This is a genomic window from Bordetella genomosp. 5, assembly GCF_002261315.1.
Taxonomy (GTDB): Bacteria; Pseudomonadota; Gammaproteobacteria; order Burkholderiales; family Burkholderiaceae_B; genus Bordetella.
The window spans coordinates 53598-76473 of the sequence record NZ_NEVP01000016.1 but is presented as its reverse complement, the minus strand read 5'-3'; the positions used below and the strand labels follow the sequence as shown (position 1 = coordinate 76473).

The window sequence follows — 22876 nt, the reverse complement described above, 5'->3', positions numbered from 1 at the left end:
CCCAGCTGATGACCTGGTTCGGCGTGGCCTGCGAGCTGCACCGCGACTGGCGCAACGACATCGAGGGTCTGGGCACGCTGTTCGCCAACCACATCCCCGACTACCGCAACCTGATGGCCAGCTACTCCGCGATCCAGGCCGCCAGCAAGTAATCGAAAACGCCGCAGAAACCAGCATTTCCCTTAAACGATTTACCCGCTTTCTCAATCGCCAGATCACCTGAACCCAAGGAAAACACCATGAACTCGATCAAGACCCTCGCCGCCGCCGTCGCTCTCTCCGCCACCTTCGCCGGTGCCGCCCAAGCGGGCGAACTGGACTGGCCGCTGCCGGAAACCAGCGCCGTCACGCTGACCCGCGCCCAGGTCGTCGCCGACCTGCAATCGGCCCGCTCGCAAGGCCTGGTCGCCACGACCGAAATCGGTGAACTGCCGCTGGCCTCGCACGCCGCTTCGCAAGTGACCCGCGCTCAGGTCCGCCAGGAACTGTCCGCCGCACAGGCTGCCGGTCTCGAAGCCTCGGGCGAACTGGACTACCCGCCGGTGGCTGGCTGATTCGTCCGCCGCGTCCGACCGTAAAACCTGAACTGAAATCGCATACGTAATCACTGGAGTCAGACCATGAAGACCCTCAGCATCCTCGCCGCCGGCGTGCTCGCCTCCCTCACCTATCTCGGTACCGCCCAGGCCGGCGAACTGGACTGGCCGCTGCAAGAAACCAGCGCCACCACGCTGACCCGCGCCCAGGTCGTCGCCGACCTGCAATCGGCCCGCTCGCAAGGCCTGGTCGCCACGACCGAAATCGGTGGACTGCCGCTGGCCGCGCACGCCACTTCGCAAGTGACCCGCGCCCAAGTCCGCCAGGAACTGTCGGCCGCGCAGGCTGCCGGGCTCGAAGCCTCGGGCGAACTCGACTACCCGCCGGTCGCGGGCTGAGCGAGTATGGTGTGTCCGCAAGACGCCGCGTACACCTCCTTATCCCACCCAAAGAAAAAGGCCTCGGCGGCGTAAGCCCCGAGGCCTTTGTCTATAGCGAGCCCGGTTTTTTTACACGGTCGCGATCGGCGTGACCGGCGAACCGACGGCGTGCGGCAGGCGCAGGGGCGGCGCGGTCAACAGGAAATGATGCCGTTGTTGCGCGTGCAACCAGTCGGCCAGATCCTTGAGGTACCACAGCTCGGCCAGCGGCAGACCCAGCTTGAACAGGCAGTGGTGGTGCAGCGGCAACATGGCGCGCGGACCCTGGCGCTCGCGTGCCGGATAGGCTTCGACCGCGTAGTTGTCGGCGCAGATCGCGGCAATGCCGCTCTCGCTGATCCAGGTGAGCAGCGCTTCGTCGGTGCCATCGAGCGCTGCGCCGTACGTGTGCAGCACGTCGGCATCGGGTTTACCGGCCATCTCCACGACCTTCTCGGCGTAGCCGGTGCGCAGCACCAGCATGTCGCCCGGCAGCACCTCGATCCCGTCCTTGTCGAGCACGGCCAGCAGCTCGGCCGCGCCGATCAGCGTGCGGCCCGTGCCGTAATGGCGCGCCAGATCCACCAGCACGCCGCGACCCTGCATGCCCTTCTGGGCGAGGTTCTCGATGCCGATCTTCAGCGCGGCGGACGGTCCGCCACTGTTGCAGCCGCAACCCAGGTGGTCGCCGTCCATCGGGCCCACCACGTCGACGCCAGCGCGATAACCGTTGTAATACACGAGCTCGGGTTCGCCGTCGCCGTTGGCATCGAACAGGGCGCCCACGTGTGCGAGCGAATCCCATTGCGTGGAGTACTGCATCGACAGCAGCACCTGATCGTCGCTGAGCACGTCGACCGCATCGGGGTTGAGCTTGCGCAACGGGAAATTCAGGTAGGGCGTGTCCTGCAGGCGCGTGGGCGAGAGCTGCGGCGGATGGCGGCGCGGGTTGAGCACGTTGCCGCCCGGCAGGTCGAGCGGCAGCGACAGGCAGAAGGTCTTGCCCGCGCGGATCTCGCGCGCGCCGCGCAGCACGACCTCGTCGGTGATGAGGTTGAGACGGCCCAACTGATCATCGGGACCGAAGTCTCCCCAGTTGGAGCCCGGTGGGCGGCTTTTCCAGCGTTGCATGGCGCTACTCCGTCAGGAAGTCGAGCACCGCGCGTGTGAAGGCTTCCGGCTGTTCCCAGTTGGAGATGTGGGAGGTCGGCAGCTCGATGTAACGCGCGTCCGGGATGTTGTCGGTCAGGAAACGGCCGTCGGCGGGGGTGGCGGCCATGTCGTGCGTGCTGGCGATCACCAGCGTGCGCTGCTTGATCTCGGCGAGGCGCTCGCGCAGGTCGGCATCGCGCAGTGCCGCGCAGTTGCCGGTGTAGCCGGCGTCGGCCGTGCGGCGCAGCATGTCGACCAGCACTTGCGCGAGGCCGGGCTGCGCGGCGCGGTACTCGGGCGTGAGCCAGCGTTCGACCAGCGCGGGCGCCATGGCGTGCACCGTCTGCGCCTGCACGGCGGTGATGCGGTCGCTCCAGAACTGCGCCGTGCCGATACGTGCGGCGGTATTGCACAGCACCAGGCGGTCGATGCGCGATGCGTGCTCGAGCGCGAGCCACAGGCCCGTCGGGCCGCCCATCGACAGGCCGCAGAAATGGGCGCGCTCGATGTTCAGGTGGTCGAGCAGTTCGATCACGTCGCCGCCGAGCTGGGCGAAGCTGTATTCGCCGTCGGGCACCGACGAGCGGCCATGGCCACGGGTGTCGTAGCGCAGCACACGGAAGTGGCGCGCGAACGCGGGGATCTGCTGGGCCCACATATCGGCGCAGGTGCCCAGCGAGTTGGACAGCACGAGCACCGGGGCGTCGGCCGGACCGTCGATGACGTAGTACAGACGGGCCTGGCTCAGGTCGGCATAAGACATGGGGACATCCTAAAAAAATGGGCGCGGGGAGGCGTGTCCCCGCGCTGCGCCCGACGCATGCGGCCCGCGCGGGCCGGCGTGTCCGGGCGGTCTGGCAGGACTTACTTCACAGATAGCATTCGCCGGCCACGTAGGCCTTGCGCCAGCGCGTGATCTTCACGTTCTCGAACAGGCCGGCCTGATAGAACGGATCGGCTTCGATCAGTTGCTGTGCGGCTTCGCGCGTGTCGAGGTCGACCACGTACAGGCCGCCGCCCGCGTCGGTGCCGTCGTCCTGCAGCTTCGCGCCGCAGGCCAGCAACAGCGCCTTGTTGGCGTCGAGGAAAGCGAGGTGGGCCGGGCGGTGCTGCTGGCGCAGCGCGAGCGTGCCGGGCTTGTCGAAGGTCTCGATGATGTAGGGCATGCGGGGCTCCGTGGCGTGGGCGATCAGATGGCCGAGGGGTGGCGTGCCAGCGCGGTGACGCGCACGTCCATGTACGGGAAGAGCGGCAGCGACGACAGGATGTTGTGCAGCTCGTCGTGGTCGGCCACGTCGAAGATGCTCACGTTGGCGTAGCGGCCGGCCACGCGCCACAGATGCTGCCACTTGCCTTCGTGTTGCAGCTTCTGGGCCAGCGCCTTTTCGTCGGCCTTGAGTTTGGCGGCCACGTCGGCCGGCATGTCGGGGGGCAGGTTGACCTGCATTTCAGCCATGTACAGCATGATTGCTCCTTCGTATGCGGCGCCGCGCGGCGGGCGCGGCGCGATGAATCGTCAGTGGGCGAACTTGAGCGGCAGGCCCGTGAGGGACAGCAGCTGTTCGGGCGTGGTGTCGCCGAAGATGTCGATGACGGTGACGCCATCGGACGCGATGTCGAACACGGCCACGTCGGTGTACACGCGCGACACGCAGCGCACGCCGGTGAGCGGGTAGCTGCACGCCTGGACCAGCTTGCTTTGGCCTTCGCGCGTGGTGAGTTCCATCATCACGAACACCTGCTTGGCGCCGATGGCGAGGTCCATCGCGCCGCCCACGGCGGGGATGGCGTCGGGCGCGCCGGTGTGCCAGTTGGCCAGGTCGCCCTGGGCCGACACCTGGAATGCACCGAGCACGCAGATATCGAGGTGGCCGCCACGCATCATCGCGAACGAGTCCGCATGATGGAAGAACGAGCAACCGGGCAGTTCCGTGACCGGCTGTTTGCCGGCGTTGATCAGGTCGTAGTCTTCTTCGCCCTTGGCCGGTGCGGGGCCCATGCCCAGCATGCCGTTTTCGGTGTGCAGAATCACTTCGCGGTCGGTGGGCAGGTGGTTGGCCACCAGCGTCGGCAGGCCGATGCCCAGGTTCACGTAAGCGCCTTCGGGGATGTCTTGCGCAACGCGCGCGGCGATCTGGTCGCGGGTCAGTTTGGTGCTCATGCCTGTTCCTTGGCGGCGGGGGCGGCGGCGACCTGCACCACGCGCTGGACAAAAATACCGGGGGTGACGACGGCTTCGGGATCGAGTTGGCCGAGCTCGACCACTTCGCTCACCTGAGCCACGGCCACGCGGGCGGCGCTGGCCATGATGGGGCCGAAGTTGCGCGCCGTCTTGCGGTACACCAGGTTGCCCCAGCGGTCACCGCGTTCGGCCTTGATGAGGGCGTAGTCGGCGTGCAGCGGATACTCGAGCACGTAATGACGGCCGTTGATCTCGCGCACTTCCTTGCCCTCCGCGAGCGGCGTGCCATAACCCGTGGGGCTGAAGAATGCGCCGATGCCGGCGCCGGCCGCGCGGATGCGCTCGGCGAGGTTGCCCTGCGGCACCAGTTCGAGCTCGAGCTTGCCGCTGCGGTACAGGCCGTCGAAGATCTGCGAGTCGGCCTGACGCGGGAACGAGCAGATGATCTTGCGCACACGATTCGCGCCCAGCAGCGCGGCCAGGCCGGTGGTGCCGTTGCCCGCGTTGTTGTTGATGATGACCAGGTCCTTGGCACCTTGTTCGAGCAGGGCGTCGATCAGTTCCATGGGTTGGCCTGCGGTGCCGAAGCCGCCGATCATGATGGTGGCGCCGTCAGGCACATCGGCCAGGGCCTGCGCCGTGTTTGCAACGAGCTTTGAAATCATAGGTATGTCTCAGAGATGGCGTGTGATAATTGTTCTTCAGTCGAACTTATGTTCTCTCGAAGAACATCGTTTCAGGGCTGTGGCGCAGTGTCAAGGCAAGGCGTCCGGTGCTTAAACGGAGCCGCCCGGCCCCGCTCGGGGCGGCTCGATGCCCGCGCAGCGCGGGCCCGAATCCTGGTTGATCGAGTCTATGGTTGAAACCGCAAGTCAGCAGCCCAGCGACAGTTACGTGCAATCCTTCGCGCGCGGCTTGTCGGTTATCCGCGCGTTCGGCCCGCAGCGTCCACAAATGACACTCTCCGAGGTGGCGGCCGCAACGGGGCTCACGCGCGCTGGCGCGCGCCGCATCCTGCTCACGCTCGAGCACCTGGGCTATGTCACGGTCGAAGACCGGCGCTTCACGCTCACGCCGCGCATCCTCGAGCTGGGTTATGCCTATCTCTCGGCCACGCCGTTGTGGAACCTGGCGCTGCCCTACATGGAAGAGGTCGCCGAACTCACGCGCGAATCCTGTTCCGTGTCGGTGCTCGACGGCACCGACATCGTCTATATCCTGCGGCTCTCGACCCACAAGGTCATGACCATCAATCTGGCCGTCGGCAGTCGTCTGCCGGCGTGGGTGACCTCGATGGGCCGTGTGCTGCTGGCGGGCCTGCCGCTGGCCGACCAGGAACGTCTGCTCGACCAGAGCCAGATCCGTGTCTATACCGCCAGCACGCTCACCGACCGCACGGCCTTGCGCGCCGCGCTCGATCAGGTGCGCAGCGACGGCTATGCCTGCGTGGTGCAGGAGCTCGAGCCCGGTCTGGAGTCGGTGGCCGTGCCGATCGTCGACCGGACCGGCCGCGTGATCGCGGCCATGAATGTGAGCGGCCACGTCAATCGCTACTCGCGCGACGAAATGCTGGCGGCATTCCTGCCGCCGCTGCGCGAGGCGGCGCGGCGCGTCAACGACGCCTTGCTGCGCCGCTGAGGCGCGCCGGCGCCGGTTGCGAAGGAACGTGGCCGGTTGCATGCTCAGACCGGCGCCACGCCCAGCGTGGTGCCGCCACACACATACAGCACCTGACCCGTCACGAAGCCGTTCTCGGGCGCCAGGAAGAACATCGCCGCGCGGGCCACGTCTTCGGGTTGGCCCAGGCGCTTGACCACGATGCTGTCGATGATGCGGCGGGTCTGCGGCGCGCCTTCCGGATTGCTCTTGGTGAACAGCTCGGTGGCGATGGGGCCGGGGCCGATGGCGTTGACGGTGATGCCGTCGCCGCCCAGCTCCATGGCCAGGGTGCGCGTCATGCCGATCAGGCCGGCCTTGGTGGCCGAGTACACCACGCGCTCGGGCTTGCCGAGCGCCGCGCGCGACGACATGTTCACGATGCGGCCGAAGCCGGCCTCGCGCATCGCCGGCAGCGCGGCCTGGATCAGGATGAGCGCCGTGCGCAGATGCAGGTTGACCACGTAATCGAGATCGGTGATCGACGCCGTATCGGCGCTGCCCGGGCGGGTCGCGCCGGCGTTGTTCACCAGACCGACGATGGCGTACTGCGCGTTGACTTCACGCGCGACGGCCTCGGTGGCCGCCAGGTCGGTGAGGTCGGCCTGGAACGACACCAGGCCCGCGGGCGCCTGGTCGGGAAGGCGGTAGTCGATATTGACGACGGTATGGCCCGCTTGCAGCAGGGCCTGCGCAATGGCCGCGCCGATCCCGGCGCTTGCGCCGGTCACGAGATAGGCGGTGGGTTTCATGGCGATGCTCCGTTGAGTCGTGGTCGCGTCAGTGGGTAAGGAAACCCCAGGCGAGCACGGCGGTGATGTGCACGATGCCGACCCACACCATCATGATCACGGTGTAGCCCATCACATCGCGCAGCTTGAGCTTGGACAGCGCCAGCGCCGGAAGGATCCAGAAGGGCTGCACGAGATCGTTCCAGGCGTTGCCCAGCATCACGGACATCGTGGTCTGGTTCATGGCGCTGCCGATTTCCTTGGCGGCGTCGATCATGAACGGACCCTGGATGACCCAGTGGCCGCCGGCCGAGGGCGCGAAGAAATTGATGACGAACGAGCTGATGAGGCCCCAGAACGGCAGCGTGGCGGGGGTGGCCACGTCGACGAAAATCGCCGAGATGGTGTTGACCAGGCCCGAGCCGGCCATGATCGCCATGATGCCGGCGTAGAACGGGTATTGCAGGATGATCCCGCCGATGGTCTTGATCCCTTCGTTGAGCTTGGCCACGTAGGCGGCCGGCGTGCCCAGCAGGATGATGCCCAGGAACAGGATGATGAAGTTGATCAGGTTCAGGTCGAGCGACTTGCCGTCCATGAAGTAGAAGACGACATACGCGATGCCCAGCGCGCCGATCAGCATGCTCAGGATGCGGCTATTGTTCAGGCGGCTGGCCAGCGTGTTCTCGGCCGAGGCGTTGTGGCCGGCGGCCGGCGCGTTGTCCTTGTCGATGTTGGGGTCGACTTCGACGACGGTGTCGCCGGCCTTGGGATGCAGCCACGCGTTGAGCAGCGGCAGGGTCACGATGATGACCAGGCTGGTGAGCAGCATCGGCACCGAGAAGATGGTCTCGGACAGCGGGATCACGCCCATTTGCGCCGAGGTCGGGTGACCCGGGGTGGCGACGAGCACCGGAATGCTGGCCGACAGACCGAGCCCGTACATCGTGAAGCCGCTGTAGGCCGACGCGATGATGAGCGGGTAATGCACGCCCTTGACCTTGAGCGCGAGCTTCTTGGCGACCACGCCGCCGATCACGAGGCCGAACCCCCAGTTCAGGTAGCTACCCACGCCGCCCACGAGCGTGGCCACGATGATGGCCGTGCGCGGGTTGTGCACGTGGCTGACGATGCGATCCAGAAAGCGATCGGTCAGCGGCGCGGTGGCCAGCACGTAGCCCATGGCCAGGATCACCGCCATCTGGGTGGTGAAGGCCAGCAGGCTCCAGAAGCCCTTGCCCCACTCGCGCGTGATCGCAGGCAGTGCCTGGCCCTCGACGCCCATCGCAAGCAGGACGGTGAGCAGGGTGAGTGCGATCGCGAAAACGAAGGGGTCGGGCAGATACTTGCGCATCAGCTCCGTGAAGAAAGAAGCGAGTTTGTTCATATTGCCTCCAACAGGCACCCGTCTCTCCGGGGCTCTGTTATTTTGTTGCGCGCGCAACTTGATGGTGCGCGTGTTGAAACGCCGTGCGGCAGGCAGGCCGCGCGGCGCGGTTGAAAATGGTCAGCTGAGTTTCTTGGCGTCGAGCCAGGCCACCAGATCGGCCAGCGCGGTGCTTTTCTCTCGCAGCACGCGCTCGCGCTCTTCGGCGGGCCAGGCATAGAAGCCCTGGCCGGCCTTGGCACCGATCTCGCCGCGTTCGACCTTCTGCGTGAGCAGGTCCGAGGGCGTCGTGCGGTTTTCCAGGTCCTGGTAGAGATAGCTGGCGATGGCGTGGTGAACGTCGATGCCGTTCATGTCGCGCTGGGCGAGCGGGCCGGTGAGCGCCAGCCGGATGCCGAGGCTCCACTTCACCACTTCGTCGATGTCTTCGGCGCTCGCCACGCCCTTTTCGAGCAGCGAGATGGCCTCGCGTGCCAGCGCATGCTGGATGCGGTTGGCGATGAAGCCGGGGATGTCCTGGCGCACCAGCACCGGTTTTTTGCCGCCGGCACGCAGGAAATCCATCACGCGTTCGACGGTGGCCGTCGAGGTCTCGTCGCAGCGCACGACTTCCACGAGCGGGATCACATCCGCCGGCGTGAAAAAGTGGGTGCCGACAAAGCGGTCGCGCCGCGTCACGGACTCGGCAATGGCGTTGATCGACAGGCCGGAGGTGTTGGTGGCGAAGATGGTGTGCGCGGGGCAGAGCGTGTCGAGCCGCGTGAAGATGTCGCGTTTGAGGTCGAGCTTTTCGGGCACGGCCTCGATCACGAGTTCGCTGCCGCAGGCCGCCTCGAGACCGGGGTCCAGGCGGATGCGCCGCAGCGACTCCTGCACCGCGTCGGGCGCGTAGACGCCGAGTTGGCGTTCGATCGTGGCGGTGGCGCGCTCGAGGGCGCCCGCGACCGGATCGATCAGGACCACGTTTACGCCGCGGGAGGCGAAGAGGGCGGCGATGCCGCTGCCCATGGCACCCGCGCCCACGACTGCCAGATTCTGGATGGGAAGATCCATGAAGATGCTCGCTTGCTCGCGGCCCGAGCGCGTGAGGCGGCCCTGAATGGGGGCGTCCGGGCGCGCCGGTCGTCTCTTCCGTGGGTGCCTTTCCGTGCCCTGGGCCAGAAAAATCGTTGTGTTCTATATGCGAACATTTGTGCGTATATAGAATTTTCAGCGATAGTAGCCCAGGATTCCGCCTGCTGGACACCGGCGGGTCGGGCGGGTGTCCACGCTGCGGTCACCGCCACCCGGTGCCGGACGAACCCGCCAGAGTGCACCCAATGAAGGCCAGCGCCCGTGGAGGCGGCCATGACGCAGGCGTGCGGCCATGCTGCGTACACCACCACGGGCCATCGGGCAGGCCGAACGCCGCGCCGGATGGCCCTCGGACCTTGCTCAGCCCGAATTGCGCAGCCCCGCGGCGATCCCGTTGATGGTCAGGTGGATCGCGCGCTGCACGCGCTTGTCGGGCTGGGCATCGGGTTTGGCCTGGGCGGCCCGGTAACGCTTGATCAGTTCGATCTGGAGATAGTTGAGCGGATCGATATAGGCGAAGCGTTCGCGCAGCGAGGCCAGCAGGGCCGGGTTGTCGGCCAGCAGTTCGCGCTGGTTCAGCAAGCGCAGCATCGCAATCGTGCGCGCGTGTTCCTGCGAGATCGCGCCGAAGATGCGTTCGCGCAGCGCGCGCTGCGGCACCAGCTGCGCATAGCGCGCCGCGATCGCCAGGTCGGACTTGGCCAGCACCATCTCGATGTTCGACAGCCAGGTGCGCAGCGCCGGCCACTGGGTGGCCATTTCGCGCAGCTGCGCCAGCCGTCCGCGGCGCGACTTGGCCGCACCGGGCGCGCCGGACTCGAGGTAGGCCTCGATGGCCGAGCCCACGCCGTACCAGCCGGTCAGCATGAGGCGGCATTGCGCCCAAGAAAAGCCCCACGGAATGGCGCGCAGGTCTTCGATGCGCTGGCCTTGTTTGCGCGAGGCCGGACGCGATCCGATGTTCAGCCCGGCGATCTCGCTGATCGGCGTGGCGGCGAAGAAGTAATCGGCGAAGCCCGGCGTGTCGTACACCAGGCCGCGGTAGGTGCGCTGCGCATGTTCGGACATGAAGGCCATGGCGTCGCCGTGGCGCGCCATGTGGGCGTCTTCGGCCTCGGCCGCTTCGGCGTGCGGCGCGAGCGACGACTCGAGGACGGCGGACACCAGCAGCTCGAGATGCCAGCGGCCGATCTCGGCATCCTTGTACTTGCTCTGGATCACCTCGCCCTGTTCGGTGAGGCGGAACTGGCCCGCCACCGTGCCGGGCGGTTGCGCCAGGATGGCGTCGAAGCTCGAGCCGCCGCCGCGTCCCACGGAGCCGCCGCGCCCGTGAAAGAGCCGCAGCCGCACGCCCCGCTTGCGAAACACGTCGACCAGATCGCGCTCGGCCTGATACAGCGACCAGTTCGACGTGAGAAAGCCGCCGTCCTTGTTGCTGTCGGAATAGCCCAGCATCACCTCCTGCGTCTGATCCTGCGCCGCGCGCACGCGGGCCCGCACCTCGGGCAGATCCAGCCACGCCGCCATGATGCCGGCGCCGCGCTGCAGGTCGGGAATGGTTTCGAACAAGGGCACGACCATGAGGCCGTCTTCCGGGCCGATGTCGGTGCCGGCCGGCGCGGTCAGGCCCGCCTCTTTTTGCAGCACGAGCACTTCGAGCAGGTCGCTCAGCGTCTCGGTGTGCGACACGATGGTCTGGCGCACGGCCTGCTTGCCGTAGCGGGCCCGGCCAGCGGCGGCGGCACGCAGAACGGCAAGCTCGCGCGTGGCGATGTCGCCGTAGGTGATCCAGGGGGAGACGAGCGGCCGCGCCTGCGCCAGCTCGGCGCGCAGCAGCCGCACGCGCGCGTCTTCATCCAGCGCCGCGTAATCGACGGGCTCGCCTTCGAACTGCACGCCCGCGCGGCTGAAGAGTTCGGTTAGCACTTCTTCGTGCACGTCGGAGCTCTGGCGCAGATCGACGGTGGCCAGGTGGAAGCCGAACACGTCCAGCGCCTGCCGCAGGCCGGTGAGCCGCAGGCGCGCGATGGGCGCGCCGTGATGGTCGGTGAGCGAATCGGCGATCACGTCGAGATCGCGCGTGACCTCCTGCGGCGTGGTGTAGGGCGGTGCCGCGCGGGTGGCGCGACGGGCCAGATCCTGTCCGGTGAGGTCGCGCGCCGTGGCGGCGAGGCGGGCATAAATGCCGACCAGCGCGCGGCGATAGGGCTCGTCGCGCCGATGCGGGGAGTCATCGCCGCTGGCCTCGGCCAGCTCGTGCAGCGCAGGATTGGCCTGCACCAGCAGCGTCGTGAGCGAGAGCTCGGCGCCCAGCGCATGGACTTCCTGGAGGTAATGCTCGAACAGCACGGTGGCCTGACGCAGCAACGCGCGTTCCAGCGTGCCGGCGTCCACGTTGGGATTGCCGTCGCGATCGCCGCCGATCCAGCTGCCCATGCGCAGGAAAGGCTCGAGCGGCGCGGAGGGGCGGGTGAATTGTGCGGCCGGCTTAGGTGCGGCCGGCTCGCGGCCGAGCAGGCGCGAGACGTCGGCGTAGAGGCGCGGGATTACCTGCAGAAAGGTGCTGCGGTAATAAGAAAGCGCGTTCTCGATCTCGTCGGCCACGGTCAGCCGGGTGTAGCGCAGCATGCGCGTCTGCCACAAGGTGGCCACGCGGCCCAACAGCGCCTGGTCGAGCGCGGCCTGCTCGTCGGCGGTGAGCGGCTGCTCGCGCTGCACCAGCAGCGCGGCGATTTCGCGGTGTTCGTCGAGCGTGCTCTTGCGCTGCACTTCGGTGGGATGCGCCGTGAGCACGGGCATGATGCAGGCCTCGGCCAGCAGCTTGCGGATGCGCGCGGGCGTCACGCCCTGCGACTTGAGCTGCGCGATGGCCTGCGCCACGCTGCCCGTCGCCGGGGCGGGGTCGGCCAGCGCGCGGGCGCGCTGACGGCGATTCTGGTCGCGGTCTTCGGCGATGTTGGACAGGTGCAGAAAATAGCTGAACGCGCGGGCCACCGAGTTGGGATCATCGCCGCGCAACTGGCGCACACGCGCCTGCAGCAGTTTGGCGTCGTCCTGTCTGCCTTCGCGCCGAAAGCGCACCGCGGTGCGGCGCAAGGTTTCGATGGTGTCGAAGACACGTTTGCCGTCGCAGGCCTCGATGACGGTGCCGAGATACCGGCCGAGCAGGCGGATATCGTGGCGGAGGGGTTCAGCGGCATCGGACTGCGTGCGAGTGGCGTTCATCGAGGATCCGTCGAGGAAAGGAAAAAGGGAAAGTGCGTGCGGGGTACGAAAAGAGAATGGCCGATGCGACGATTGTAAGCACCGATCCTGACGCGGCGGCCTGCGGTACAGTCTCGCCATGGCGGCACGCGCCGCAACTTCTTTCCGGTTTTTCCCATGCTGAATCATCAACGACGCGCACTGGTCCTTTTCTCGGGTGGCCAGGACTCCACCACCTGCCTGGCCTGGGCGCTCGACCGCTACGAACACGTCGAAACCGTGGCCTTCGACTACGGTCAGCGGCACCGCATCGAGCTCGACGCGCGTCTGAATGTGCTGCGCGAGGTGCGCGCGCGCTTTCCGCAGTGGGCGGCACGGCTGGGTGAAGACCACCTGCTCGATCTGAGCGTGCTGGGCCAGGTCGGCGACACCGCCATGACCAGCGATCGCGCCATCGAGATGCAGGAAAACGGCTTGCCCAATACCTTCGTGCCGGGCCGCAATCTGCTGTTTCTGACGCTGGCCGCCGCGCTGGGCTACCGCCGTCAGCTCGACGTCCTGGTGGGCGGCATGTGCGAGACCGACTTCTCGGGCTATCCGGATTGTCGTGACGACACGATCAAGGCGCAGCAGGTGGCGCTGAGCCTGGGCCTGGGTTCACGTCTCACGATCGAAACGCCGCTGATGTGGATCGACAAGTCGGAGACTTGGGAGCTGGCCCATCGATTGGGCGGGCCGGCGCTGGTGGATATCGTCGTGGACGAGAGCCACACTTGTTACCTGGGCGAGCGGGGCATGAAGCACCCATGGGGGCATGGCTGCGGTAAATGCCCGGCCTGCGCGCTGCGCAAGGCCGGCTTCGAACGCTGGATCCGCGACAAGGCGGCACAGCAGGCCGACGAGCCGGGGATCTGAATCCCGAGGCTGAGCCCGGGGCCGAGCCCGGGTCAGCGCGACGGCGGCGTGCGGCTGCCGGTGCCGAGTTCGCGTTGCATCAGCACGGTGTCACGCCACTCGCCATGCTTGAACCCGACATCGCGCAGGGTTCCCACGGGATGAAAGCCATGGCGCGCATGCACGGCCAGCGAGGCCGCGTTGCGGCTGTCGCCCACCACCGCCAGCATCTGGCGCCAGCCGCCTTCGGTGCATCGCTCGATCAGCGCGCCGAGCAGCTTGCCGCCGATACCGAGGCCGGCGCGGCCGGCCTGCACATACACCGAGTCTTCCACCGTATGCCGGTAAGCCGGACGCGGACGATACGGCGTGCAATACGCGTAGCCCACCACCACGCCACCGCACTCCGCCGTCAGGTAGGGTAGGCCATGGCCGAGCACCGCCGCGCGGCGCGCGAACATCTCTTCGGCCGAGGGCGGCTCGAGTTCGAAAGAGGCCGTGCCGTGCAGCACATGCTGCGCGTAGATGGCGGCGATGGCCGGAAGGTCGGCGTCGAGGGTGTCACGGATCAGGACCGTGGGGCTCAGGGCAAGAGGCGCATTCATGAGAGCGCGCGCCGATGGGCGCGTCGAAGGGGACTCGGAAAGCCATGCGGTGCACGGCCAGATCGAAGTGTGCGCCGCTGCGCCGAATAAGGGAAGATTTCCGGGTTTATGTTCTGCATAAGGAAATCTTATATATCGCGGGTGCGTCCGCGCTGCGCGGCGGCTAGTCGTTAACCCCCAATGGCGGCGCCGGCTGCTTGCCGTATCATGCGAGCACCTCCGGGCGAGCCGCCATGCGCGCCGCGCGCCGGATCCGGACTACCGGCCACCGCGACGCGCGGGGCCCGCGTCCCGCCGACTTGCCGCACCCCGGGGTCGCTGTCGTTTTCATCCGTTGCGCCGTTGTACGTCGTTCATCACGTAGTACGTTGCTCCATGCCCGCGATCGCGAAACCCTCAGCCGCCCCAGCGAACCCTTCCTTTTCTTTCTCATCCCAGGCCTTCCTGCCCGACACGCCGGAAGCGCTGGCGGCCATTTCGGCGCAGGCCGCCGACTATCCCGCCGGCGTGATCAGCGCGCCGCAGCGGCACGATCGCGGTCTCCTGCTTTGCGCGTTGCGCGGCGTGGTCACCGTGTTGACCGACACCGGCAACTGGGTGGTGGCTCCCGGTCAGGCCCTGTGGCTGCCGGCGGGCGTGCTGCACCAGAAGCGCGGCTGGGACAGCGTGGCGATTCGCGCGCTCTTCATCGATCCGATGCTCGACGGTCTGCCGCGCGCATGTCAGGCGATCCAGGTGTCGCCGCTCCTGCAGGTGCTGATCGTCGAAGCGATCGCGTTGCAGCGCCAGGGCGCGTCGGGGGCACGCGCGGGTCACATCCACGCGCTGATCCTCGACGAGATGCGGCATATCTGCCCGGCCTCGCTGCACGTGCCGCTGCCCGCCGAGCCGCGGCTGCGGCGCATCTGCCAGGCGCTGCTGCGCGATCCGGCCAGCCGCGATGGCCTGGACGCCTGGGCCGCCTACGGCGGCCTGAGCCGGCGCAGTCTCACGCGCATGTTTCGCGCCCATACCGGCGCCAGTTTCAACGAGTGGCGCCAGCGTGTGCTGCTGATGGAAGCCCTCACGCTGCTCTCGCACGGCGCGCCGATCGCCGAGGTGGCGCAGCAGCTCGGTTACGCCAGCCCCGGCGCTTTCGCGACCATGTTCCGGCGCACGCTCGGCGTATCGCCGCGCGACTATTTCCGTTGGCCCGAGGCCCCGGCGGGTGGGCCGGCCGCCAGCCGCGCCGGGCAGGACGCCACGCCCGTGGAGGACGCCGTCATCTTATGATGGGCGTTTTTCCGGCCCGCGCCCGGTGCGTGGCGCCCGATATTCCATGCGCGGACTCAACCTCGATCACTTGCGGGTACTGCTCGACATCATCGAGCTCGGCAGTTTTTCGGCCGCCGCCGAACGCAACGGCCTGAGCCAGCCGGCCGTGAGCCAGCAGGTGCGCACGCTCGAGCGCCGCTACGGGCTGCGGCTGGTCGAGCGGGTGGGCCGGCGCGTGAGCCCGACCGCGGCCGGCGCCGAGCTGGTCGAGCATCTGCGCCGCATCGAGGCGGCCGTGGCCGGTGCCGATCAGGCCATGCAATCGCTGGCCACGGGCGTCTCGGGCCGCGTGCGGCTCGGTACCGGCGCCACGGCGTGTACCTATCTGCTGCCGCAGGCCCTGGCCGGATTGCGTTCGCGCTACCCCGAGCTCGAGGTGGTCGCCAGCGTGGGCAATACCGACGACATTCTGCGCGACGTGGAGCACAACCAGCTCGATCTCGGCCTGGTCACGCTGCCCGCGCCGGGCCGCAATTTCCAGGTGGTGCCGCTGATGGACGACGAGTTCGTGGCGATCTTCCCGGAGGCGACGGAGCCGCTGGCGCGTGTCACGCCCACGGCGCTCACGGCGCAGCCGCTCGTGCTCTTCGAGCCGGGGGCGCGCACGCGTCGCATCGTTGACGATTGGTTCGAGGATGCCGGCGTGGCCGTGCGTCCGGCCACCGAGCTGGGCAGCACCGAGGCGCTCAAGGAGTTCGTGCGTGCGGGGCTGGGCTGCGGCATCGTGCCCCGGCTGGCGGTCACGCGGCCCGGGGATCGGGCGGGACTGCGCGTCCAGACCCTCACGCCCCGGCTGGCGCGCCGGCTCGCCGTGGTGATGCGCCGCGACAAGCCCGTGAGCCGCGCGTTGCGCCAGGTGCTCGACATGTTGCAGGCGCTCTCGGCCGACCGGCCCGCCGCGCTGGCGGGCGCCCGGCGACGTTGATTCTCCCCCAGGGACGGAACGCGGAGGAGGCCCGGCGTGGGCCGGCCCAGCGCGCCGATAACCGTTCCAGCGTATGATTTACCGCTTTGCCGAACCCCTTTCTTTTCGAGAAGGCTATGCCGCACTACCGCTCCCGCACCTCGACCCACGGCCGCAACATGGCTGGCGCCCGCGCCCTCTGGCGTGCCACTGGCATGAAAGACGGCGATTTCGGCAAGCCCATTATTGCGGTCGTGAACTCGTTCACGCAGTTCGTGCCGGGCCACGTGCACCTGCGCGATCTGGGCGCGCTGGTGGCGCGCGAGATCGAAGCGGGCGGTGGTGTCGCCAAAGAATTCAACACGATCGCGGTCGATGACGGCATCGCGATGGGCCACGGCGGCATGCTGTATTCGCTGCCCTCGCGCGAGCTGATCGCCGACTCGGTCGAATACATGGTCAATGCGCACTGCGCCGACGCCATGGTCTGCATCTCGAACTGCGACAAGATCACCCCCGGAATGCTGATGGCCGCGATGCGCCTGAACATCCCGGTCGTGTTCGTGTCGGGCGGTCCGATGGAAGCCGGCAAGGTCATCTCCCCGACCGACGGCAAGGTGATCGCCAAGCTCGATCTGGTCGACGCCATGATCAAGGCCGCCGATCCCAACGTGAGCGACGCCGAAGCCGAGCAGGTCGAGCGCAGTGCTTGCCCGACGTGCGGCTCCTGTTCCGGTATGTTCACGGCCAACTCGATGAACTGCCTGACCGAAGCCATCGGTCTGGCGCTGCCCGGCAACGGCACGATCGTGGCCACGCACGCCTGGCGCAAGGGCCTGTTCGAGCAGGCCGGCCGCCTGATCGTCGATCTGTGCAAGCGCTACTACGAGCAAGAAGACGCGTCGGTCCTGCCGCGCAGCATCGCCACCAAGGCCGCCTTCGAAAACGCCATGACGCTCGACGTCGCGATGGGCGGCTCCACCAACACCGTGCTGCACCTGCTGGCCGCGGCGCAGGAAGCGGGCGTGGACTTCACCATGTCCGACATCGATCGCATTTCGCGCAAGGTGCCGTGCCTGTGCAAGGCCGCGCCGGCCACCGACAAATATCACATCGAAGACGTGCACCGCGCGGGCGGCATCCTCGGCATTCTGGGCGAGCTGGGCCGTGCGGACCTGCTCGACCTGAGCTGCGGCAACGTGCACAGCGGCACGCTGGGTGCGGCCATCAACGCCTGGGACATCGCGGGCGGTGCCGGCGAAGCGGCGCAGAAGTTCTTCCGCGCGGCGCCGGGCGGCGTGCCCACGACCGTGGCGTTCAGCCAGGACAAGACCTTCCTGACGCTCGACATGGACCGCAAGACCGGCTGCATCCGCAGCAAAGAAAACGCCTACTCCAAGGATGGCGGTCTGGCCGTGCTGTACGGCAACCTCGCCGAGAAGGGCTGCATCGTGAAGACCGCCGGCGTCGATGAGTCGCAGTGGGTGTTCACGGGCCGTGCCCGCGTGTTCGAAAGCCAGGAAGACGCCGTCGAAGGCATCCTGAACGACCAGATCGTCGCGGGCGACGTGGTCGTGATCCGCTACGAAGGTCCGAAGGGCGGCCCCGGCATGCAGGAGATGCTCTACCCGACCTCGTACCTGAAGTCCAAGGGCCTGGGCAAGACCTGCGCGCTCTTCACCGATGGCCGTTTCTCCGGCGGTTCGTCGGGTCTCGTGATCGGCCATGCCTCGCCCGAAGCGGCCGAGGGCGGCGCGATCGGCCTGGTCGAAGAAGGCGACACCATCGAGATCGACATCCCCAATCGCCGCATGCATCTGGCGGTGTCGGACGAGACGCTGGCGCAACGCCGTGCCGCCATGCAGGCGCGCGGCGAGGCCGCCTGGCAGCCCATCGACCGCGAACGCGTGGTGTCGCTGGCGCTGCGCGCCTACGCGGCGCTCGCGACCTCGGCCGACCGCGGCGCGGTGCGCGATCTGAGCCAGCTCAAGCGCTGAGCCCGACACGCCTCATGCAATGCAAAACGGTGCGCGAGAGCGCACCGTTTTTTTTGCGCGGCGAATGCGCGCAGCGAATGCCGAACGCGCGGCAGGGGGCGGTCGCGTCAGCGCTCAGGTTGCCGCCCGCCGGGCCTGGGTCTGCGCGCCCAGGCGATGCGCCAACGCCACCAGCGCGTCCAGCGCGGGATGGCCGGGCTGCGGCCGGTACACGAGGGTGATGGGCGCCGTGAGGCGCTCGCGCGCCCGCATGCGGAAATACGCCACGCCGCCGCTGTCTTTGCCGCGCATCGACGCCGGCACGACCGACACGCCGGCGCCCGCCGCCACCAGATTCAGGTTCGTCATCATGCGCTCGACCTCGGCGGCGATGCGCACCTGCAGGCCCAGCTCCGCCAGCCGCGCGAGCAGATCGGCATACATGCCGGGGGCGCCGGGACGACGCACCAGAATGAAGGGCTCATCCGCCACGTGGGCAAGCGCCAGCGTGGGCAGGCGCGCCAGCGGCGCGTCGGCGTCGTAGCCGCGCGCCCGGGGATGATCCAGCGGCAGCGCGAGCAGCATGTCTTCTTCGAGCAGCACATCGCAGCGCAGACCGTCGGGCGCCTGGACGAGCCGGCGCAGCAGGCCGGCGTCGAGCGCACCGGTGCGCACCTGTTCCATGATCTCGGCGGCGTTGTGCTCGCGCACGCTGGTGTGCACGTCGGGATAGGCCTGGCGCTGCGCGCGCAGCAAGCGCGGCGTGAGCGCATGGGCCGAGGCCGAGCTCGTGAAGCCCAGCGTCAGTTCGCCCGCCATGCCGGCGCTCACGCGCCGCATCGTGTCGACCAGCTGCGCCGCGTCGTCCACGAGCCGGCGTGCCAGCGGCAGCAGGCGCTCGCCGGCCGCCGTGAGCGCCACCCCGCGCGGCAGGCGTTCGAACAGCACGCAACCCAGCTCGGCTTCGAGCGCGCGAATCTGCATCGACAGGGGCGGTTGCTGGAGCCCGAGCTTGCCGGCGGCGCGGGTCATGTGGCCGGCGTCGGCGACGGCCAGGAAATAACGGAGATGCCGCAGGTCGGTTGCCATATGTGAAAAATATGTTAAAGGCAGAGTGCATATATTTTACGTTTGCGGCGCACGTGTCTAAGATCGGCGTCATCGGGCCACCCTCGAGCCCGAATCGCGTCAGACGCTGGCGCGTATTCCTGGAGACACCTCATGTCCGCACCCCTGTTCCCGGCGCACCGGCTCGCGCGCGCCCTGGCCTGCTCGTTCATCACCCTGGCGCTGGCGGGGCCCACGCTGGCCGCCGACGCGCCCAAACGCGATAACTTCTATTGGCTCGGCGAATTCAACAAGGCATCGACCGTGATGACCGTGGAGCAGGGCATCATGCCGCAGGCGCTGGGCGTAAAGACGGCGCAGGCGGTGGCCAAGGTCATCGCCGATGGCGATCAGCCGGGCGGCAAGCGGCCGGGCGATTACCTGCAGGTCGAGCCTCTGATCACCAAGATCGCCGGTCCCGACGCCACGCGCATGCACTCCGGCCGCAGCCGCCAGGACATCCTCGCCACCACGCGGCGCGTGATGCTGCGTGACCGTCTGCTCGATCTGTATGACGCGCTCAACGAAACAAACGCCCGCTTCAACACGCTGGCCGCGCGTTATGCGGATGTCATCGTGCCGGCCTACACCAACGGCGTGCAGGCGCAGCCCACCACCTATGGTCACTATCTGCTGGGGTATTCGGCGGTGCTGTCGCGCGATGCGGAGCGGGTGCGCGAGGCCTATGCCCGCCTGAACCTCAGCCCCATGGGCTCGGCGGCGCTGGGTACGTCGAGCTTCCCGGTGGACCGCAAGCGTCTGGCCGATCTGCTCGGCTTCGACGGGGTGGCGGAAAACTCCTACGACGCCAATCAGCTGGCGCAGATCGATATCGGCGCCGAAGCCGCGATGCTGGCGAGCACGATGGCGCTCACCGTGGGTGCCTTCGTCCAGGACGTGCATACGCAATATCACCAGACCAAGCCCTGGCTGATGCTGCAGGAGGGCAAGCTCACCGGCACCAGCAGCATCATGCCGCAGAAGCGCAATCCCTACGCGCTGAACGTCACGCGTCTGCAGGCGAGCGATACCGTGGGCCAGGCCATCACGGCCGTGATGGTGGCGCACAACGTCACGCCCGGCATGCCGGACTACAAGCGCGAACAGGCACAGGATGCCGTGATCGGCGCCACCGACATGTACCGCAAGCTGTCGGCGATGCTCGATGGCCTGGTGCTCAACCCCGAGCGCGCGCTGGCCGAGGTCAACGCCGAATACTCCACGACCACCGAGCTCGCCGATGAGCTGCAGCGCAAGGCCGACGTGCCGTTCCGCGTGGGGCATCACTTCGCGTCGGAGCTGGTGAGCTATGGCCGCGCGAATGATCTCAAGCCGGCCGATCTGCCGATGGATCAGGTGCAGCGCATCTACACGGAATCCGCGAAGTCATTCGGCATCGACAACGCGAAGCTGCCGCTCACCGAAGCGCAGTTCCGCGAATCGCTGTCGGCCCGCAACATGGTGAACGCCAGCCTGGGCCTGGGTGGCCCGCAGCCGGCGGAAGTGGCGCGCATGCAGAAGGCCGCCGAGGCGCGCCTGGCCTCGGATCGCCAGTGGAGCAAAGACGCCCGTGCGCGCCTGGACGCGGCGCAGAAGCGGCTGGACGACGCGTTCGCGAAGCTGGCTCAGGCGCGCTGAATCCGGCTTGCCGCCCGATCGGACGGGCGGGGCAAAACAACAACGGGACCCGCGGGTCCCGTCGTTGTTGCTGCCCGGGTGTCAGCCGAAGATCTGCTCCATCTCGCGCCGATAGCGCGCCGCGCGGCTTTCTTCGTCGCTGGCCACGTCGCTCCAGCGGATCGGCTGCGACTGGCGCACCGCGCGCTTGAGCGTGACACCTTGCGCGAGGCCGAGCGGCAGGTAGGCGTCGGCCACGGACTGGCGTGCCGGCATGAGCTTGCCATAAACGGTGTAGCCGCCTTCGCCGTCGATCTCCTGGCCGGCCTCCATGTCGCGCTTGGCAGTGGCGATCACGTCGGCATGCCAGGCCGTGGGCGAGCCGGTCGGCTCGCGGCGCAGCCCGACGCTCGCCACGCTCATGCCCAGCTCCAGGCCGATCAGGTGATAAGGCTTGTACATGGCGGCGTAATTGCCGCTCGGGTCGGTCACCATGCCGTACTCCTTGAAGCAGCGGCGCACGAAATCGCTGTCGGCCGCCACGGTGACATACACACCCCAGCGCAGATCGCGAAACACCGGCCGGCCGTCGCGCTCGAGCGAGCTCACGACTTCGACCTGCCCGCGATGATGCAGCATGCCGCCGTCTTCGCGCGGCCGCAGCACGCGGGCGAGATCGTCGGTGCCGCAGGCGGGAAAGTGCAGGCCCGAGGGCGAGGGCGTGAGGCCGGTGGCGTTGCAGGTGCTCGCCATCTCGAACGCGCTCTTGGTGCCGTCGAGAAAGCTGTTGAACATCTGGGCGTCGAAGTCGCCCGCCGCGACCATCTCGTCGGTGAAGCCGTAGTACGGCCAGACCGTATCGGGCGTGGAGGTATGGAATTCGGGCAGGTACTTGGTGCCCTTGCCTGCCGCGATCACCTCGAAGCCGCTGGCGCGGGCCCAGTCGACCATCTCGCAGATCAGCGCGGGCTGGTCGCCGTAGGCCAGGGAGTACACCAGGCCGGCCTCGCGCGCGCGCCGCGCCATCAACGGCCCGACGAGCGCGTCGGCCGACATATTGGCCATGATGATGTGCTTGCCGTGCTCGACGCAGGCCTGTGCGTGGGCGATGCCGGCGGCGGCACCGGCGCTGGCGTCGATCACGATCTCGACGTCGGGGTCGGCGATGGTGGCGGCAGCGTCGTCGCAGCAATAGACTTTGCCGCTCTTGTAGGCCTGGTGGATGCTGTCGGCGCTGAGTGCCTGCGCCGGCCAGCCCGCCCGGGTGAGCGCGCCGCGGGCATGGACGGGATCGTCGTCGACCACCGCCACCAGCCGCAGGCCCGCCGTGCGCTGCGCCTGGGACAGAAACATGGAAGCGAACTTGCCGGTGCCGATCAGCGCCACCCGCAAGGGTTTGCCGTCGGCCTCGCGTTGCTTGAGCAGGCGATGCAGATTCATGAAAAGCTCCTGGCCATCTGGCGGGCGCGTGAGGCGCCGCCGTGTCGTTCAGGATAGCCCTAAATCATGACCGCCGGCAGAGGGGTCAGGCGTCGGCCCGGTAGAGTTCGCCCGCCAGCACGTTGCGCCAGTTCTGCCAGTTCAGGCGCGGGCGGTCGGTCACGTGGCGGTTGTAGGGTGCGTCGTACAGAATATGGCGCCAGGCGGGGCGCACCAGCCCCGAGATGGCGGGCCGGTCGTCGATCAGCAGGTCGGCGTTCACGAGCGTCTTGTCGCGCGTGAGGATGAGCCGCTCGGTGGCGGCGCGGCCCAGGTGGCGTTCGATCCAGAGATACTTTTCGGCCACGCAGTTTTCGAACTGGCGCAGCGGCGACGAGCAGATGCCCACCTGCAGCCCGAGCGCATTCAGATCGCGCCAGGCCTCGATGGCGCCGGGCACGGGCGGCAGGTTGCGGATGAAGCCGGGCGCGGTGTAGATCGCCTCGGCCTTGGCGCGCAGCTCGGGCGGGTAGTCTTCGAGGATATGGAACGACTTGCGGTCTTCGAACGCGATCGGCGGGATGTCGGGGTGGCGTTCACGCCAGGCGGCGATGAACGCGTGTTCGAAATCGGCGAGGACGCCGTCTTGATCGAGCAGAATCAGCATGGCGGCCGCTGCGAAAGAGGAGGTGCCAGGA

At 67.8% G+C, this 22876-nt stretch carries 22 protein-coding genes and 1 pseudogene; 9 read left to right on the top strand and 14 right to left on the bottom strand.

Annotated elements, in window-relative coordinates; translation table 11 throughout:
* The 3 genes and pseudogenes from CAL25_RS24490 to CAL25_RS23055 all read left to right on the top strand — a co-directional run.
* Window positions 1-152, top strand: a pseudogene (locus tag CAL25_RS24490) (hydrolase); the annotation flags it as partial.
* Between the two features lie 87 nt (window positions 153-239).
* Window positions 240-554 carry a DUF4148 domain-containing protein gene (locus CAL25_RS23060; RefSeq protein ID WP_432759267.1) on the top strand — a complete coding sequence of 105 codons (315 nt, stop codon included), beginning with the start codon at window positions 240-242 and terminating at the stop codon, window positions 552-554.
* 66 nt (window positions 555-620) lie between these two features.
* Window positions 621-935 (top strand): DUF4148 domain-containing protein, encoded by a 315-nt coding sequence (locus tag CAL25_RS23055; protein WP_094804425.1) that lies wholly within the window; start codon window positions 621-623, stop codon window positions 933-935.
* A gap of 111 nt (window positions 936-1046) precedes the next feature.
* On the opposite strand, the gene CAL25_RS23050 is transcribed toward CAL25_RS23055, so the two are convergent.
* From CAL25_RS23050 to CAL25_RS23025, 6 genes are all read right to left on the bottom strand, one after another.
* The gene (locus CAL25_RS23050; protein WP_094804423.1) at window positions 1047-2087 is read right to left on the bottom strand and encodes a cyclase family protein; all 1041 of its coding nucleotides are present in this window, start codon (window positions 2085-2087) and stop codon (window positions 1047-1049) included.
* A gap of 4 nt (window positions 2088-2091) precedes the next feature.
* The gene (gene pcaD / locus CAL25_RS23045) at window positions 2092-2871 is read right to left on the bottom strand and encodes a 3-oxoadipate enol-lactonase (RefSeq protein WP_094804421.1); all 780 of its coding nucleotides are present in this window, start codon (window positions 2869-2871) and stop codon (window positions 2092-2094) included.
* 106 nt (window positions 2872-2977) lie between these two features.
* Complete coding sequence (locus tag CAL25_RS23040) at window positions 2978-3274, bottom strand: YciI family protein (RefSeq protein ID WP_094804419.1); 297 nt, start codon at window positions 3272-3274, stop codon at window positions 2978-2980.
* A 23-nt stretch (window positions 3275-3297) separates the two neighbouring features.
* Entirely contained in the window at window positions 3298-3573 is a 276-nt protein-coding gene (catC, locus tag CAL25_RS23035; RefSeq protein WP_094804417.1) for a muconolactone Delta-isomerase, read from the bottom strand.
* A gap of 51 nt (window positions 3574-3624) precedes the next feature.
* Window positions 3625-4269, bottom strand: a complete 645-nt coding sequence (locus tag CAL25_RS23030) for a 3-oxoacid CoA-transferase subunit B (protein WP_094804415.1) — start codon at window positions 4267-4269, stop codon at window positions 3625-3627.
* Window positions 4266-4955, bottom strand: coding sequence for a 3-oxoacid CoA-transferase subunit A (locus CAL25_RS23025; protein ID WP_094804413.1), 690 nt, complete (start codon window positions 4953-4955; stop codon window positions 4266-4268). The genes CAL25_RS23030 and CAL25_RS23025 overlap by 4 nt, the downstream gene beginning before the upstream one ends.
* A 148-nt stretch (window positions 4956-5103) precedes the next feature.
* Here CAL25_RS23025 and CAL25_RS23020 point away from each other — a divergent pair, with 148 nt between their 5' ends.
* Window positions 5104-5928: an IclR family transcriptional regulator gene (locus CAL25_RS23020; protein WP_094804411.1), complete on the top strand. Its 825-nt coding sequence runs from the start codon at window positions 5104-5106 to the stop codon at window positions 5926-5928.
* Window positions 5929-5972: 44 nt separating this feature from the next.
* Here CAL25_RS23020 and CAL25_RS23015 read toward each other — a convergent pair whose 3' ends face one another.
* The 4 genes from CAL25_RS23015 to ppc form a co-directional block, all read right to left on the bottom strand.
* On the bottom strand, window positions 5973-6698 hold the full coding sequence (locus tag CAL25_RS23015) for an SDR family oxidoreductase (protein WP_094804409.1): 726 nt from the start codon (window positions 6696-6698) through the stop codon (window positions 5973-5975).
* Between the two features lie 28 nt (window positions 6699-6726).
* Complete coding sequence (locus CAL25_RS23010; protein WP_094804407.1) at window positions 6727-8064, bottom strand: short-chain fatty acid transporter; 1338 nt, start codon at window positions 8062-8064, stop codon at window positions 6727-6729.
* A 120-nt stretch (window positions 8065-8184) separates the two neighbouring features.
* Window positions 8185-9117, bottom strand: coding sequence for a 3-hydroxyacyl-CoA dehydrogenase family protein (locus CAL25_RS23005; RefSeq protein WP_094804405.1), 933 nt, complete (start codon window positions 9115-9117; stop codon window positions 8185-8187).
* Window positions 9118-9498: 381 nt separating this feature from the next.
* The gene (gene ppc / locus CAL25_RS23000) at window positions 9499-12363 is read right to left on the bottom strand and encodes a phosphoenolpyruvate carboxylase (protein WP_094804403.1); all 2865 of its coding nucleotides are present in this window, start codon (window positions 12361-12363) and stop codon (window positions 9499-9501) included.
* Window positions 12364-12519: 156 nt separating this feature from the next.
* Between ppc and queC the strand changes: the two genes are divergently transcribed.
* A complete protein-coding gene (gene queC, locus CAL25_RS22995; RefSeq protein ID WP_094804401.1) occupies window positions 12520-13257 on the top strand; it encodes a 7-cyano-7-deazaguanine synthase QueC in 738 nt (245 codons plus the stop codon).
* Window positions 13258-13289: 32 nt separating this feature from the next.
* Here queC and CAL25_RS22990 read toward each other — a convergent pair whose 3' ends face one another.
* Complete coding sequence (locus CAL25_RS22990) at window positions 13290-13841, bottom strand: GNAT family N-acetyltransferase (RefSeq protein ID WP_094804399.1); 552 nt, start codon at window positions 13839-13841, stop codon at window positions 13290-13292.
* 375 nt (window positions 13842-14216) lie between these two features.
* Here CAL25_RS22990 and CAL25_RS22985 point away from each other — a divergent pair, with 375 nt between their 5' ends.
* From CAL25_RS22985 to ilvD, 3 genes are all read left to right on the top strand, one after another.
* The gene (locus CAL25_RS22985) at window positions 14217-15113 is read left to right on the top strand and encodes an AraC family transcriptional regulator (RefSeq protein WP_094804397.1); all 897 of its coding nucleotides are present in this window, start codon (window positions 14217-14219) and stop codon (window positions 15111-15113) included.
* A gap of 46 nt (window positions 15114-15159) precedes the next feature.
* Complete coding sequence (locus CAL25_RS22980; RefSeq protein ID WP_094804395.1) at window positions 15160-16080, top strand: LysR family transcriptional regulator; 921 nt, start codon at window positions 15160-15162, stop codon at window positions 16078-16080.
* A 116-nt stretch (window positions 16081-16196) separates the two neighbouring features.
* Entirely contained in the window at window positions 16197-18056 is a 1860-nt protein-coding gene (ilvD, locus tag CAL25_RS22975) for a dihydroxy-acid dehydratase (protein ID WP_094804393.1), read from the top strand.
* Window positions 18057-18170: 114 nt separating this feature from the next.
* On the opposite strand, the gene CAL25_RS22970 is transcribed toward ilvD, so the two are convergent.
* On the bottom strand, window positions 18171-19124 hold the full coding sequence (locus CAL25_RS22970) for a LysR family transcriptional regulator (RefSeq protein WP_094804391.1): 954 nt from the start codon (window positions 19122-19124) through the stop codon (window positions 18171-18173).
* Window positions 19125-19256: 132 nt separating this feature from the next.
* Between CAL25_RS22970 and CAL25_RS22965 the strand changes: the two genes are divergently transcribed.
* Complete coding sequence (locus tag CAL25_RS22965; RefSeq protein ID WP_094804389.1) at window positions 19257-20780, top strand: argininosuccinate lyase; 1524 nt, start codon at window positions 19257-19259, stop codon at window positions 20778-20780.
* An 81-nt stretch (window positions 20781-20861) separates the two neighbouring features.
* Here the strand turns inward: CAL25_RS22965 and CAL25_RS22960 are convergent, their stop codons facing one another.
* Both CAL25_RS22960 and CAL25_RS22955 read right to left on the bottom strand, forming a co-directional pair.
* Entirely contained in the window at window positions 20862-22199 is a 1338-nt protein-coding gene (locus CAL25_RS22960) for an NAD(P)H-dependent oxidoreductase (RefSeq protein ID WP_094804387.1), read from the bottom strand.
* 85 nt (window positions 22200-22284) lie between these two features.
* Window positions 22285-22845, bottom strand: a complete 561-nt coding sequence (locus tag CAL25_RS22955; RefSeq protein WP_094804385.1) for a 5'-3'-deoxyribonucleotidase — start codon at window positions 22843-22845, stop codon at window positions 22285-22287.
* Window positions 22846-22876 lie beyond the last annotated feature (31 nt).